General features: G+C 37.8%; 17 protein-coding genes. 5 read left to right on the top strand and 12 right to left on the bottom strand.

What is annotated here, in order from left to right:
* The first annotated feature begins 3 nt into the window (after window positions 1-3).
* Window positions 4-249, top strand: a complete 246-nt coding sequence (locus IM793_RS01440; RefSeq protein WP_029274884.1) for a NifU family protein — start codon at window positions 4-6, stop codon at window positions 247-249.
* A gap of 53 nt (window positions 250-302) precedes the next feature.
* Complete coding sequence (locus IM793_RS01435) at window positions 303-938, top strand: hypothetical protein (RefSeq protein WP_121285421.1); 636 nt, start codon at window positions 303-305, stop codon at window positions 936-938.
* Window positions 939-1126: 188 nt separating this feature from the next.
* Here the strand turns inward: IM793_RS01435 and def are convergent, their stop codons facing one another.
* From def to IM793_RS01415, 4 genes are all read right to left on the bottom strand, one after another.
* The gene (gene def, locus IM793_RS01430; protein ID WP_193419403.1) at window positions 1127-1687 is read right to left on the bottom strand and encodes a peptide deformylase; all 561 of its coding nucleotides are present in this window, start codon (window positions 1685-1687) and stop codon (window positions 1127-1129) included.
* A 144-nt stretch (window positions 1688-1831) separates the two neighbouring features.
* A complete protein-coding gene (locus tag IM793_RS01425; RefSeq protein ID WP_193419402.1) occupies window positions 1832-3064 on the bottom strand; it encodes a pitrilysin family protein in 1233 nt (410 codons plus the stop codon).
* A gap of 26 nt (window positions 3065-3090) precedes the next feature.
* Window positions 3091-3543 carry a hypothetical protein gene (locus IM793_RS01420; protein WP_193419401.1) on the bottom strand — a complete coding sequence of 151 codons (453 nt, stop codon included), beginning with the start codon at window positions 3541-3543 and terminating at the stop codon, window positions 3091-3093.
* Window positions 3544-3634: 91 nt separating this feature from the next.
* Window positions 3635-5713 (bottom strand): S9 family peptidase, encoded by a 2079-nt coding sequence (locus tag IM793_RS01415; RefSeq protein ID WP_370629748.1) that lies wholly within the window; start codon window positions 5711-5713, stop codon window positions 3635-3637.
* Between the two features lie 356 nt (window positions 5714-6069).
* Between IM793_RS01415 and proB the strand changes: the two genes are divergently transcribed.
* A complete protein-coding gene (gene proB, locus IM793_RS01410; protein ID WP_193419399.1) occupies window positions 6070-7149 on the top strand; it encodes a glutamate 5-kinase in 1080 nt (359 codons plus the stop codon).
* 135 nt (window positions 7150-7284) lie between these two features.
* Window positions 7285-8532 carry a glutamate-5-semialdehyde dehydrogenase gene (locus tag IM793_RS01405; RefSeq protein WP_193419398.1) on the top strand — a complete coding sequence of 416 codons (1248 nt, stop codon included), beginning with the start codon at window positions 7285-7287 and terminating at the stop codon, window positions 8530-8532.
* Window positions 8533-8664: 132 nt separating this feature from the next.
* Here IM793_RS01405 and IM793_RS01400 read toward each other — a convergent pair whose 3' ends face one another.
* Together IM793_RS01400 and IM793_RS01395 are read right to left on the bottom strand one after the other, a co-directional pair.
* The gene (locus IM793_RS01400; RefSeq protein WP_193419397.1) at window positions 8665-10047 is read right to left on the bottom strand and encodes an MBL fold metallo-hydrolase RNA specificity domain-containing protein; all 1383 of its coding nucleotides are present in this window, start codon (window positions 10045-10047) and stop codon (window positions 8665-8667) included.
* A 192-nt stretch (window positions 10048-10239) separates the two neighbouring features.
* Entirely contained in the window at window positions 10240-10590 is a 351-nt protein-coding gene (locus IM793_RS01395) for a hypothetical protein (protein WP_193419396.1), read from the bottom strand.
* A 94-nt stretch (window positions 10591-10684) separates the two neighbouring features.
* Here IM793_RS01395 and IM793_RS01390 point away from each other — a divergent pair, with 94 nt between their 5' ends.
* The gene (locus tag IM793_RS01390; protein ID WP_193419395.1) at window positions 10685-10933 is read left to right on the top strand and encodes a hypothetical protein; all 249 of its coding nucleotides are present in this window, start codon (window positions 10685-10687) and stop codon (window positions 10931-10933) included.
* 53 nt (window positions 10934-10986) lie between these two features.
* Here the strand turns inward: IM793_RS01390 and IM793_RS01385 are convergent, their stop codons facing one another.
* The 6 genes from IM793_RS01385 to IM793_RS01360 all read right to left on the bottom strand — a co-directional run bounded on the left by IM793_RS01385 (window position 10987) and on the right by IM793_RS01360 (window position 15266).
* A complete protein-coding gene (locus IM793_RS01385) occupies window positions 10987-11667 on the bottom strand; it encodes a type 1 glutamine amidotransferase domain-containing protein (RefSeq protein ID WP_193419394.1) in 681 nt (226 codons plus the stop codon).
* Window positions 11668-11752: 85 nt separating this feature from the next.
* Window positions 11753-12322, bottom strand: a complete 570-nt coding sequence (locus IM793_RS01380) for a Crp/Fnr family transcriptional regulator (protein WP_193419393.1) — start codon at window positions 12320-12322, stop codon at window positions 11753-11755.
* Between the two features lie 114 nt (window positions 12323-12436).
* Window positions 12437-12811 (bottom strand): hypothetical protein, encoded by a 375-nt coding sequence (locus tag IM793_RS01375; RefSeq protein ID WP_193419392.1) that lies wholly within the window; start codon window positions 12809-12811, stop codon window positions 12437-12439.
* A gap of 404 nt (window positions 12812-13215) precedes the next feature.
* Complete coding sequence (locus IM793_RS01370; protein WP_227256098.1) at window positions 13216-13872, bottom strand: vancomycin high temperature exclusion protein; 657 nt, start codon at window positions 13870-13872, stop codon at window positions 13216-13218.
* A gap of 45 nt (window positions 13873-13917) precedes the next feature.
* Window positions 13918-14520, bottom strand: a complete 603-nt coding sequence (locus IM793_RS01365) for a hypothetical protein (RefSeq protein ID WP_193419391.1) — start codon at window positions 14518-14520, stop codon at window positions 13918-13920.
* A 26-nt stretch (window positions 14521-14546) separates the two neighbouring features.
* On the bottom strand, window positions 14547-15266 hold the full coding sequence (locus IM793_RS01360; protein WP_193419390.1) for a hypothetical protein: 720 nt from the start codon (window positions 15264-15266) through the stop codon (window positions 14547-14549).
* Window positions 15267-15276 lie beyond the last annotated feature (10 nt).

Here is a 15276-nt window from a genome sequence, read left to right as displayed (position 1 = left end):
ATAATGAATTTAACAGAACAAGTAGAACAGGCATTGGAAACTATCAGACCTTATTTAAAGGCTGATGGAGGTGATGTTTCTGTTGAAGAAATTACATCTGAAGGAACAGTAAAGCTTAAGCTTTTGGGCAACTGCGGTTCTTGCCCGATGAGTTTCATGACTATGAAATCTGGGATCGAACAAGCGATTATGAAAGCTGTTCCGCAGATTACATCGGTAGTTGCCGTTAACATGGCAGAGCAAGATTAAGCTTTAACACTATTTAACAAGGAAGTTTTATTAATAAAATTACTTTTGTCTTAATGAGATATTGTATTGTCCTGATTTGCTTAATTTTTTCTGTAACTGCTTTTGCGCAACAAAAGCCGGAACAGGATAAACTCATCCAATTTTCAGGAATTATTACCGATATCGACAGTTCAAATGTGATACCTTACGTAACCATCACCAATCTTTCTGCCAAGAGTAAAAGGGTTGGAGCAGATTATAGAGGATATTTTACCTTTATTGTTAATCCTGGCGATACGATCTTGTTTACGGCCATTGGTTACAAGAAGTTTTCAACGGTGATTCCGGAAAGTACACCAGATAGCAAGTACACGATTATGGTTAAATTGAAAGCTAATGTGATCGATTTACCTTCGGTGCGTGTTTTCCCTTGGGCTACAACAGAAGAATTTACCCGTGAGTTTTTATCGATGAAACTGGCGGATGATGATATGGCCATTGCTAAAAAGAACCTTTCTCGTTCGTCAATCGATGGCTTGATTCAAACGCTACCGCGCGATGGACAGGAAATCGGCAGTCAGAATTACCGCTATAATTTTGACAGGATGATTAATAAAAACATGGTTCAAACCAATCCACTACTTAATCCTTTCGCCTGGGGCAAGCTGATGCAGCAAATTTTTGATGGCGATAAAAGTAGGACGAATTAGTTTCATCGTGCGGTCATCTCGACTGAAGCGAAGCAAAATGGAGAGATCTATTTAGTTAGATTTAGCTTCGTTGAGCAATCTTGGTTCTAGACTACGTTGCACCCCGCTCAAAATGACGACTGCGGTAATTGCAGAAATAAAAAAGGGAAAACGTTTCCATTTTCCCTCTCACATATTCCATTTTAAGCCTATCTTTTTTTGCTCTTATTCGGAAACTTCATTTTGTAATCTGTTTTGATATTTCCTTTTGAAATCGCATCCAGCTTACTTTTAAGCATGGTTTTACGCAATACACTTACTTTATCTGTAAATAGTTTACCTTCAATATGGTCGTATTCGTGCTGGATTACACGTGCAGGCATTCCATCAACATCATCAGTATGCTCTACCCAGTTTTCGTCGAAATACGTAATCTTGATATTTGGTTTGCGCATAATGTTTTCACGGATATCAGGAATACTTAAACAACCTTCGTTAAAACTCCAGGCTTCGCCTGTTTCTTCTAAAATTCTGGCATTGATAAATACTTTTTTATAGCCTGGATTGCCGTCTTCATCTTCTCCGGTATCTACAATAAACAAACGGATCGGTAAACCAATCTGAGGTGCAGCAAGCCCTACTCCATTGGCGTAATACATGGTGTCGAACATATCGCTGATTAATTGTTTTAATTCCGGATAATCTTTATCGATATCGGTACCTATCTTTTTTAAAACAGGATCGCCGTAAGCTACTATTGGTAATTTCATTGTATTGTATTTTTTTCAGAAGTGAATCTGAACTCTTTAATTATTATAAAATGGTGTCAGTCTGAGCCTGTCGAAGACTCATCATTAAGTCCTTCGACAGGCTCAGGAAGACAAACTGAAAGATTTGACTTACAAAAATAACAATTATTCCTCTATTGGGCAGAAAGTAAAGATATTCAGTTGCTCAATATCTAAAATTTCATGGGTAACATCGGCCATTTGTGTGGTGGTAACGGCATTAATTTTCTCAAAAACAGTTTCTAAAGAATCTATTTTATCATGATCGATCAGGCTTTTGGCCATTGAAATGATTAAACCAATTCTGTTTTCTTCTCCCAAAGCAATCTGTCCTATAAATTTATGTTTGGCCTTTTGTAACTGCAATTCATTTAAAGGATGTTCTCTGAGCTTTTTGATCTCCTTAAAGATTAAAGAGAGCGCTTTTGCTTGTTTTTCTTTATCTGTTCCGAAATAAATGGAAAAAATACCTGTATCACTCAAGGGCGAAAAATTGGATTCGATGGTATAAGCAATCCCGTATTTCTCCCTGATCTGCAGGTTTAAAACAGAGCTCATTCCATTACCACCAAAGTAATTGTTGAGCAGCATTAAAGAAACTTTTTGCGATTGGTAGGTAGAATAGGCCTGTGTACCCAAAATGCAATGCGCCTGCATAATTGGTTTGTAAATGGTGGTATTGCTCTGCGGAAGTATGCCTGGTTTAATCCTTTTTTTAACCGGATTATTCTCTTCAACATCAGCAAAATACTTGCTTCCTTTATTTACAACGTTGTTTAAAGTATAATTTCCTAAAACAGCCACCACAATTTCGTTGGTGCGATAATTTGCTTTTCTGAAATTGATGACATCCTCACGGGTAAAGTTTTGAACAGATTCTGTTGTACCCAAAATATTGTTTCCCAATGCATGCCCGGCGAAAAGCATATCTTCGAAATCATCATTAATAGCTTCTTCCGGTTGATCTAAATAAGATGAAATTTCATCCAGAATTACACTTTTTTCTTTATCCATTTCTTCTTCAGGAAAAGTAGAATGGAAGATAATGTCGTTAAAGAGATCTAAAGTTCTATCCAAATAAGGATTTAAAAAAGAAGCATGTACGCAGGTATATTCTTTTGTGGTATAGGCGTTTAAGTCTGCCCCAACGCTCTCCAACCGGTTTAAAATCTGGTTGGTGCTTCGTTTTTCGGTACGCTTAAAGATCAGGTGCTCAATAAAATGTGCTAAACCTGCTTTGCCTTCAGGCTCGTCTCGTGATCCTGTATTAACGATGATGCATGCATGAGATATGGCAGAGGCCGCAGGCACATGCAATATGCGTATGCCATTTGGCAAAGTGTGAACATTGTATTCCATTAAGGGGCAAAGATAAGCCTAATTGCTTACAAAGACTCGGTATCCGGGTATTGCAATTGTAAGGCGGAAATCAATTTATCTTTTGTTGGTCTTTTTAGGGCTAGAAAAACAAAATTAGCGAGGCCAAAAATTAAAAAGAAGGAGTTCTGCGTGATAAAAAAGCCTACGATATTAAAAAGTGCCCCACCTTCTAAAAGTGCTGCGCTGATGATAAAGGCACTTTGATACATATTGATCTTAGTATCGGCAGAGGCAGATTTATCTATTTTAGAAATTAAATTTCTGTAAAAAAAAATACTCCCCGATATGGTAATCAGTCCCATAATTGGGAATATCGGGTTAAAAGGTGCAGTAGTTTGCGGATTGGCATCAAAAAACATGATTTCGCGGTTAAGGAAAATGGTGACCAACGCGAAAAGTAAAACGCCTGAGCATAGTGCGAGGTGGATGATTTGGAGTGTTTTTAGTTTGGTGTTCATTGAGGGGTGAAATATAATTTATTAATGGTTTAAAAAGATCCGTCATCTCGGCTGCGTTGCACTCCGCTCGAAATGACGGATTTAGGGAAATTTATTTAGTTATGCCCTCCAGCGAGAATAAAAACGCCCAGCGTAATGAAACGTCTTTTAAATAATCAAAACGGCCAGAGGCACCGCCATGGCCAAATTCCATATTGGTTTTAAGGAGTAAAACATTCTTATCAGTTTTGGTTGCCCTTAATTTAGCTACCCATTTTGCCGGTTCAAAGTACTGTACCTGGCTATCGTGCAAACCAGTTGTAACCAGCATATTCGGATAAGCTTTTTTCTCTACGTTTTCGTAAGGCGAATAGCTTTTCATATAATTGTAAGCCGCTTTTTGTTTCGGATTTCCCCACTCATCAAATTCGTTTGTGGTAAGTGGAATGCTTTCATCCAGCATAGTATTAATTACATCCACAAAAGGAACATCAGCAATAAGACCGTTCCATAAATCGGGTGCCATGTTGGCTACAGCCCCCATTAATAAACCGCCAGCACTTCCGCCATGGGCATATAAATGGCCTTTTGAGGTATATTTCTGATCAATTAAATATTCTCCTGCAGCAATAAAATCGGTGAAGGTGTTTTTCTTTTTCATCAGTTTTCCATCTTCGTACCATTGACGGCCCATTTCCTGTCCACCACGGATATTGGCGATGGCAAATACAAAGCCTCTATTCAACAAACTCAAACGTGGCGAAGAGAAATAAACATCCGAATTTGAGCCATAAGAACCATAACCATAAAGTAACAGAGGTGATTTCCCATTCTTTTCGAAGCCCTTTTTATAAACCAGGGCAATTGGCACTTTGGTACCATCTTTCGCCGTGGCAAAAACACGCTCAGTAACATAATCTTTCGGATTATAGCCGCCCAGAACTTCCTGTTGTTTCATTAGTTTCTGGTCTTTTTTTATCAGATCGTAATCGTAGGTAGAGTTTGGAGTAGTTAATGAGGTATAAGCATAACGCAATGTGGTGTTGTTGTATTCGGGATTTGAGCCCACGCCAGCGTCATAAACTGGTTCATCAAATTTGATATAATAATCGCTTTTATCTTTTTTAAGTACGCGCAACTCAGTTAATCCGTTTTTACGTTCAGATAAAACAGTGAAATCTTTAAACTCTTCAACACTTTCCAATAAAACATCTGCACGGTGCGGAATCACCTCTTTCCAGTTTTCTTTTTCGGTTTTATCCAGCGGACATTCCATTAAACGGAAATTCTTGGCGTTCCAGTTGGTTAAGATCAAAAATTTGCCATCAACAGGCATTACATTATACAATACATCTTTTGATCGGGCTGCAAAAACTTTAAAAGGGCTTTCCGGATGGTCGGCATCTACTATTTTATATTCCGAAGTAAGCGTTCCCTGCGAAGCGATAAAAATATACTTTCCGTTTTTCGATTTACCTACACCGATATAATTGGTGTTATCTTTCTCATCGTAAACTACCGCATCTGTTTTGGCATCTGAACCGAGTACATGTTTTTTAATTTTTTCACTAAGTAACGTAACAGGATTTTTTGAGGTGTAAAAGAATGTTTTATTATCATTGGCCCATGCCACCCCACCTTCTGTATTGGTAATGACATCTTTTAACATTTCACCAGTCTCTAAATTTTTAATGTTAATGGTGTACTGACGGCGCGAAACCTGATCGACACCAAAAGCTAAAAGTTTATTGTCAGGACTAACATTAAATCCGGTGGCGCTGTAATAGGAGTGGCCTTTCGCCAATTGATCTACATCCAGCAAGATTTCTTCCGCTGCAGATAAACTTCCTTTTTTACGGCAGTATTTAAAATATTGCTGTCCATCCTCTGTGCGTGAGTAATAGTAGTAGCCATTTCTAAAAACCGGAACCGATTCGTCTTTTTCTTTGATCCGACCTTTCATTTCCTTAAATAAATCAGCCTGAAATTGATCGGTACTCTTCATCATGGTATCCAGATAAGCGTTTTCGGCTTTCAGGTAATTCACAACCTTGGTACTATCGGGGCCTTTTTTAAAGTAATCGATCATCCAATAATAATTATCTACTACGGTATCGCCGTGTATAACTCTTTGGTGTGGAATAATTTCCGCTATGGGTGCCTTTGCATCAGGCCACGTTATTGCTTTCATTTCTTTCTTTTGAGGGTGATTACAAGCCGTAATTGCGCTAAGCAATATAAGACCGGGTAAGATACATTTCATCGCGGTTTGATTTCGGTTCAATTGCAATTTAATAATTTAGTTCAATAGTTCATTAGCCATTGGTTGATTAGTGGCGTGATGGTTAATTGTAAAAGAAATTGTTTAATTGTTGAATGGTTAGATTGTTACCTTTAAATTGTTGTGGAGGGTTAATCGACTCCAAACGCCAAACGCTCAACCCCAAACTCATTTCCATTTTCGCAAAAATCCATCAAGCCTATAGATAATCATTCGAATTAGAAAAATTGATGTTAAATTGCCACATCCAAACGGTTTAAATCATAATGAAATTAGGGTACAAAAAGATAGTTGTTAAAGTTGGTTCGAATGTAATTACGCAGGCGAATGGTTTGCCGGACGAGGCAAGGATCAAACACCTTGTAAATCAACTGGCGGATATTAAAAAGCAGGGTATTGAAGTAATTTTGGTTTCTTCAGGTGCGGTGGCATCGGGAAGAAGTTTGATTAAAGTATCTGAAAAACAAGACGCCGTAACTACCAGACAACTATTGGCGGCCATTGGTCAGGTGAAATTGATCAATACCTACTCCAATTTCTTTGCAGTACATGCTATACAATGCGCTCAGGTTTTGGTTACGAAGGAAGATTTCCGCGACCGGGCACATTATTTAAACATGAAAAACTGTTTGCAGATCTTGCTTCAGAACGAGGTAATTCCTGTTGTGAACGAAAACGATGTGGTTTCGGTTACTGAGCTGATGTTTACCGATAACGATGAACTGGCAGGGTTAATTGCTTCGATGTTAAATGCCGATGCCCTGATTATTCTGTCGAATGTAAACGGTATCTACAACGGCGATCCGAAAGTTGAGGGTTCAGCTGTTATTGAGGAAATTACTGGTTCGGTTGCTAACCTGGCTTCTTTTATACAAACCGGAAAGTCGCAGTTTGGCCGTGGCGGAATGATCACAAAATCGACCATGGCACAAAAAGTGGCTAAATTGGGTATAACTGTCCATATTGCCAATGGAACGAAAGATGGTGTGCTGACTTCTCTATTAAACAATCAACTGGTGCATACGCGCTTTGTTCCCGAGAAAAGCAAATCAGGCAAGAAAAAATGGATTGCCCATTCCGAAACAGCTGCAACTGGTGTCGTAAAGCTAAATGATGGTGCCAAAACGGTATTAACTTCCGGTAAAGCAACCAGTTTATTACCCGTGGGAATTATCGAAATCCAAACAGACTTTTTAAAAGGTGATATTATTAAAATTATCGACGAAAAAAATAACCTGATCGGATTGGGAATAGCAGAATATGGTTCTGATAAAGCCAGAGAGCGTATTGGACAGAAGAAACAAAAGGCTTTGGTGCATTATGATTATTTCTACTCAGCTATTTAAAGGGGTTTACCGCAAAGGACGCAAAGAGATGCGCGAAGGCAAACAGAGGTAGGGTAAACAAGGTTGTAAATATGCAATTAACTTTAGCGTTCTCTGCGAAAAACTTAGCGCTCTTTGCGGTTAATAATTAACAACATGGATTACAAACAATATTTCGAAAAAGCAAAACTGGCTAGTCGCACTTTGATTAGCTTGGGAAAAGAAACAACAGATGCAGTTTTAAAGGATCTGGCTGAAGCCCTGGTGGCTAATATAGCCGAAATTCTTACTGAAAACGCAAAGGATTTAGCCGAAATGCCCATCGAAGACCCCAAATATGACAGGTTAAAGTTAAGCGCTGTACGCATTGCAGATATTGCAAACGACCTTAAAAATGTTGCAGGCTTAAACAGTCCATTGGGTAAAATCCTTTCTGATAAAACGCTGGAAAATCAGCTACACATCCAAAAGGTTAGTGTGCCTTTGGGTGTTGTGGGTGTAATTTACGAAGCACGGCCTAATGTTACTGCCGATGTATTTTCGCTTTGTTTTAAGACCGGGAATGTTGCCGTATTAAAAGGTGGCAGCGACGCTGAGTTTTCTAATCTCGCAATTGCAAATGTAATACATCAGGTATTGGATAATCATAAAATCAATCGGGATGTTTTAGCCTTATTGCCTACAGAGAGAACTGCAACCGAAGCTTTATTAAATGCGAGGGGTTTTGTAGATGTACTGATTCCGAGGGGAAGTCAATCGTTGATTAATTACGTTCGCGAAAACAGTAAAATCCCAGTTATCGAAACCGGAGCAGGCATTGTACATACTTATTTTGATGAATCGGGCGATTTAGAGAAAGGTAAGACAATTATTTTTAATGCAAAAACCAGAAGGGTAAGTGTATGTAATTCTTTAGATTGTGTGTTAATTAACGAAAATAGACTGAATGATCTACCTGCACTTTTATCCCCTCTTGCAGATGGAAATGTAGAATTATACGCTGATGAGAAAAGTTATGCAATATTAAAATATTCTTATCCAGCTCACTTACTAAACCAAGCCACGCCTGAACATTTTGGCACCGAGTTTTTATCATTAAAACTGGCAGTTAAAGTTGTCACGGATTTAACAGAAGCATTGAACCACATTGCCGATTATAGCTCGAAACATAGCGAAGCCATTATTTCTGAAAATGCAGAAAATATTGCCCAATTTTTAAATGAAGTAGATGCGGCTGCGGTGTATGCCAACGCCTCGACAGGTTTTACAGATGGCGCTCAATTTGGTCTTGGTGCCGAAATCGGTATCAGCACACAAAAACTCCATGCCCGTGGACCAATGGGTTTGGAGGAATTAACCAGTTATAAATGGGTGGTACGGGGTGATGGGCAAGTGAGGAAGTGATGTTATTGTCATTCTGAGCGCAGCGAAGAATCTTTTTTGGGTTGATAGTTCATGGTCCATGGTTTTTTAGCCGCAATGGCCATCAACTATGAGCCAAAGGACCATGGACTATTAACACGATGACCAATTGAACTAAAGTTCAAAAACCTCTCCCCTTTCAGGTACTTCTACATTGAAACCATCTTCCTGCAGTGCCAGTGATAAACTTTGAAGGCTTTTATCTTCTCCGTGCACAAGGAAAACTTTTTTAGGCTGACCGGTTTGTTTAATTGTTTTCACTAAATCGTTATGGTCGCCGTGGCCGCTTAACAGATCGGTTTGGCGGATGGTGGCGTAAACCATCATTTCCCGGTCTTTAATGCGCACAATAGGTGCTCCGCTTAATAACTTATACCCAAGCGTTCCTTTTGCGCAGTAACCAATAAAAAGGATGGTACAATAATAGTTCTGAATGTTATAATACAGGTGATCCTGAATCCTTCCACCTTCTAACATGCCGGCAGATGAAATAATAATGCAGGGATCGAAATAATTAGAAACATCTTTACTTTCTTTCATGGTTTGAACGTAAGCCAGGTGCTCAAATTCAAACTCATCACCCATGGTCTGGTAAAAATCTTTTGCTTCCTGATTCACCAGGTTATGGTGTTTGCGGTAAACCTCCGTGGCTTGAATCGCCATTGGGCTGTCTACAAAGATTTGAACAGGTGGCAATAATTTTTTGGTGAATATCTGGTTTAAGGCAAATACCAGCGATTGGGTCCGGCCAATACTAAATGCCGGAATAATCAATCGTCCAGGACTTTTGATACAGGCTTCTGTAATTTCCTGAACTAATCTTTCTTCCAGTGTTTGGTCTTTGGTGTGCACCCTGCCGCCATAAGTGGCTTCACTTATAAGATAGTCAACCTCTGGCAGCGGCTCAGGATTAACCAATACTGGGTAGTTCTCTCTGCCGATATCGCCTGTAAAAGCAATTTTCTTCTCTATGCCGTGATCGTTTATGGTTAGAATAGCTGCGGCAGCACCAAGTAAATGGCCAACAGGAACAAAGGTTAAGCTAATATCCCCATTAATCTTAAAAGCTTTATTAAAAGCAATGGTTACAAAACGATCGATGGTATCCATTACATGTTTGTGCAGGTACAACGGTTTGGGTCCGCTGAAATTACCACGTTTAGTTCTGGGTTTACGACCTGCCTTTCTTAAGAAAAGTTCAACGGAATCGAATAATAATATCGAAGTAAGATCGGCTGTGGGCGGAGTACAAAGTACCTGGCCCTCAAAACCAAATCGAACCAATGTTGGCAAATTACCTGAGTGATCGATATGCGCATGAGTTAAAATTACCAGGTTTATAATTGCCGGATCGAAGGGGAATTGTTGGTTTTCTTCCTGGTAGGTTTCCTTCTCGTAATCTAATCCGCAATCTATCAGTATTTTATAATGCCCAATTTCGAGCAAGTGCATACTGCCTGTTACTTGTTGTGCTGCGCCCCAAAACGTTAACTTCATCTTCTTATCTATCGCGTAAAATCTTTAGCCGTAAAGTAGTATAAATGATGGGATTTTTAAACAATCAGGCGTAATTTTTTAATTATCATTTACCATAGAGGTCACAGAGAAAGACCACAGCGCACACTGAATTTATAGTAATTCCTTTACGGTGTAAAATCAGACAACTACCTTTCCTGAATTTGGCCTTATTTATAGTTGATTAACTTCTCTGAATTTAAGACTCTTTGATATTTCACCTTTTGCCTCTTCCGAAAAATCTTCTAAATCAGCTGTAGTAATGGTTTTATCTACAAGCATAGCAATTACCGTATCAAAAAACCAGGAATTTCTCATGCCGTCGTACCTTCTGGCAATGTGTTTGTCGAAATCTGTTACAGCGGTAAAAATTTTATAATAATCGGCTTTGTTGTCTTCAGGTTGTTGTGTTTTCCATTGGTCTAAAATTTCAGAAAATGCCTGCATTTCTTTTTTTAATTCCCTTTGTAAAGCTACCTCGAATAATTTTCGGGCAACTTTGTTATCTGCTTTTGAAAAATCCATAATGTAAATTTATGCCATAAAGATAAGAATGTCATTATATCTAACTGGCTTAACCCAAAGAAAGATTTTTTATCTTTGAAGAAAAATATCCGCTATGCAAGAACCTTTTGACATCGAAATAAGAGCAATTAATTATTCAGTTTTTCCGGAGGGAAATGATTCGTATACCATTTTTAAAGATGGAAGAGAATACATTCAGATTCAAAAAGATACTTCATCGATCTGGTTGAAAATGGACTATAAAACCGAACTTCCCATTTTTGAGGAAGACGAAGAAGTGAATGCAATTGGCCAGGCGATTGAAAAATACGTGCCTGAAGAAGATGATGAAGAAGAGCTATAATAAGCAATCCTCAACAAGGTTTGGCTATACCAGTCCGTGTTGAGGATTTAAATTTAGGCAAGAAGCTTTAATAATTCTTCTGCAACTTTTTCTGATGAGGCTGGATTTTGTCCGGTAATCAATAAGCCATCAACTACAGCATAGGGATTCCAATCAGCTATCTTGCTGTAATGTCCACCATTTTTTATTAACATATCCTCTACCAAGAAAGGCACTACGTTTGTTAATTGTACAGCTTCTTCTTCGGTATTGGTAAACCCGGTTACATTTTTTCCATTCACCAGGTATTCACCATTTATCTTTACATCCTTAAGCACTCCCGGAGCATGACATACAAAAGCAACAGGCTTGTTGGCGGTATAGAATTCGGTAATGAGCTGTTGTGAAGTTGCGCTTTCTGCTAAATCCCAAAGTGGTCCGTGGCCACCAGGATAAAAAACTGCATCATAATCATCCATTTTTATATCATCCAGTGGGATGGTATTTTTTAATTTGGCCAAAAGAGCAGTGTCTTTGTCCATCCTTTTCGTCGTTTCGGTTTGAAAAGAAGGATCTTCACTTTTAGGGTCTATTGGTGGCTGACCACCTTTTGGTGAGGCCAATACAACATCAATACCTTTGTTGGCTAAGGCATAATATGGCGCTGCCAATTCTTCTGACCAAAAACCTGTTTTTAAACCTGTATTTCCTAATTCGTCGTGGCTTGTAAGCACGAATAAAACTTTCTTATTCATATTTTTTATGCTAAGTGTACCACAAAATTAGTGCTGTTGATTAAGGCAGCAAAGGAGTTCAATCACAAATTTAATGTGAGCAGAATCACACTTTTGCGGAAAGCCTGCTTAAAGTTTCTCTTGAAATGCCCAGGTATGCTGCGATTATTGTTTTAGAAACCCTTTGCATCAATTGCGGATATTGATGAGCGAGTTGTTCAAAACGCTCTTTCGGGCTTGTGGTTAAAAGTGATAAAATCCTTTGCTGTAAAGCTACATAACCCAAACTGTTTTTTATCCTGAAAAAATGCTCCATTTTATGACTTTCGCGGCAAAGCTGATCTAAATTATCTTTGCTGATGGAGAGTAGTTCGGAGTTTTCCAGGCAGCTGACGTTGGTAATCGATTTAACATGACCATAAAAAGCCCTAAAATCAGAAAGCCACCAGTTTTCCATCGCAAACTGGATAATATACTCTTTGCCATTGGCATCTGTAAATGTGGCCTTTAATAAACCTTTAACTACAAAATAAATGTGATTGACAAATTCGTCTTCCTGGATCAGGTACTGGTGTTTTTTAAGCGTTTTGGGTTTGAAGTGTGCTGCTATATGTTCAAACTCCTGATCGGTGAGGGAAACGATTTCTTCGAGGTGTGTTTTTAATTCAAAACTCATGCTATAAATTTAATTAAATTAAGCATGAAACTCATTGTTTTGATTTTCGAATGAGGTAAGGCTAAAAAATAAGGCCCGATTTTTTACTGATCGGGCCTTGTGTCTTTAAATGGTTTACCTAGTGCAATTTGCTGTCCAGGTTTTCCCATCCTTCGAAACCAACATTTTAAGGTTACTGGCATCAATACTGATACCGGTTAAACCCGATCCAATACTTACATAACTGTTGTCGCCTGTTTTTTCAAACTTTACACCTGTAATGTCAGGAATGCCGTTACCAAAGTAAAAATTATACGTTTCGCCAACTTTGCTTACAGTTACTTTACCATCGCTACTGTTAGTTGTAGTCTCTCCATCACGATAGGAAACGGTTCCTTTGTAAGTACCCACGAAGAAATCCCGATCTGCAGGATCAGTATCTTTTTTACATGATACCATTACGGTTAATGCTATTAAAAGCATACTGAAAATTTGAACTGTCTTTTTCATCTCTTTCACTTTTTTAATTTTAAATAGGTCATAAATGTAACAGTGTTATGACAACGACTGTGCCAAAGCGTTGTGACTATTGGCTGAATAAGGCTTTAGAATATAGTGAAATGAAATTATTTTTCAATTTAAAATGCTGTAATACAGTGTCTTGATTAATTTTAAAAAAGAAAGAAAGTGAAAATCTTTTAAGCGTCGATCTGGGAGTTGCGTTAAAGTTTTAGCATAGTAAAACTGTTCAGTTTAAAAGAACCTGTTCAATTTAGCTATAGATAAAGTCTAACATTCTAACCTTTTTAAGTCTATTGCTGTCTTTTAGTAAATCATTTAAATAAGGTACCTAAGGATGGCTATCTTTTTTGGAAATAGGATTACAAGCAAAAAATATGTTAAGGTACTTTATGCTATTCTTTGGTGTAGTTTGATGGACCATTAATGTTAACTTTTTCGCCTAAAAAATGAGGTTTTCTACCAATCATCAAGTCGATTGTTGATTTTACAACGGCAAAGTACTCTCTAAAGGATGCGTATTTGAAACCCTGGTATGTTCCCTGGTCTGCAACAAAACCGTAAGACTTAATACCCAGTTTATTGCCAATATTGATACACCTGTTTAGGTGATATTTTTGCGATACCAGGATCGCGGTATCTATGTTAAAAATAAATTTTGATCGGTACAGCGTAGAGTAGCTATCAAAACCAGCGTAATCAAGATAAATTTTATTGGTATCAACACCATGTTCATAGCAGTAAAGTTTCATTACTGTTAATTCGTCGTGTGCATCACTTCCATTATCTCCTGACAGCAGAATTTTATCAATTTTATTATTTTTATAAAGTTTTATGCCAGCATCAAGCCTGTCCTTTAAATATTTACTGGGTTTATTGTTGTTTATTCCTGCTCCAAAAATAATACCCACTTTAGTTTTTGGTACATCTTGTTCATTCGAATAAATCGCCGGATTAGTCTGGTATTTTATGAGCAAGTTTACACTTAATACTACAATAACAGCCAAAATAAAGGCATATAAGAGCAATTTAATGATTTTTTTGATGTTCATTTATTGATATGTTAATCGTTTATCTCTTTAATCTGTGGTTTTGAATTATTGTTTTTTTAAGATCCTGACAATCTGTTTATCCAGATCTAAATTATCATTATCGTCGAAAGGTTTGCCAATTTTATATGGTATGTGTCTTTTATTAAGTCTATACAACTGATAATAATTAGTGCCTGTTAAACCATAACTCACAATTACTTTGTATTTTTTGGTGTAGCTGGGGTTAACGATATTGTCGAAATCTTTAACCTTGGTTAAGGTATGGTTTTTGGGATTAACCAGGTAAAGATTGTAAAACGAATTTCCTCCCCTTCCACCTGTATCTTCGAAAATTAACAGATCTTTTATCCCGTCGTTGTTATAGTCTTCGTAAGTGATATTATCAGAGATATGGCGCATTTCTATGTTTTCTTTCCAAAAGATTTTATCTGTTTTTACGCCTTTTTTACCAAAATATATATTGGCATGGCATAATTCTGCCGAAGGTTCTTTTTTAATAATTAAATACTGTATAGCGAGTACATAGTCTTTATTTTTAAAAGGATAAATGTATTGCCAAATTCCTGTTGAGGTTGGCTGATGGAATACTTTTTGGGCAAACGAATGACTGGAAATAAATATAAAGCATAGAAAAAATATGCTGTTCATGTTTGGCATATTGCAATAGATTTATGTTAAATTTCTGAAAGTTTTTCGGCAAGTTCTTCCGTCATTTCATTAAGTGTAAGCAATCTGGCCCAATTAAACTTTTTCCATACCGTTTTCGGTTTGTTGGTTTTGTCGCTAAACATATTGCCGCCAGAGGTTTCACTTTTTTTTCGTGTAGAGAAATTAAGGCTGGTAGTGCTTTCTTCTCCCGAAGATCGGCTATAGTTCCCCGTTTGATAGCCGATTAGTTCCATTTTTTGATTTTGGAACCTGAATGTATAACCGACATTACTAACCCCGTAAGAACCACAGCTTGACCAGTATTGATAACTTAAAATCAGTACTCCGTTTTTTATGCTGATGGCACCAGTTTCTTGTAAAGGATCGGCGAGACAAGTGCTCTCTATGTCATTTTCAGTTGGGATAAAATTGGTGTTTTGAGCCAGTAAGCTGTAATTCCCGGATGTTTTTATAAGTACCAAAAGCATACGGGGATTCACATTTAGTGTGTCACGGCCCATACCGTCATTTTTGATGATATTTTTTGGATTGGTATTCTGAATAATGATCGCTTCGTCAGGTAAAGGATCTTTATTTAAATCGCCTTTGGCCTGATAAATTACTTTCCATCCTTTTGGAACAAAGGCATTTGTATTAGTGCCTGTTTTTGGGATTTGAGGATGATCTACCTGCGCATATAGCTGAATAGAAATCAGCGAAAAGAGGATGAATAAACTATTTTTCATGGTCGATTTA

Source organism: Pedobacter sp. MR2016-19, from assembly GCF_014947265.1.
GTDB lineage: Bacteria > Bacteroidota > Bacteroidia > Sphingobacteriales > Sphingobacteriaceae > Pedobacter.
This window is presented reverse-complemented; position numbering and strand designations above follow the sequence as displayed.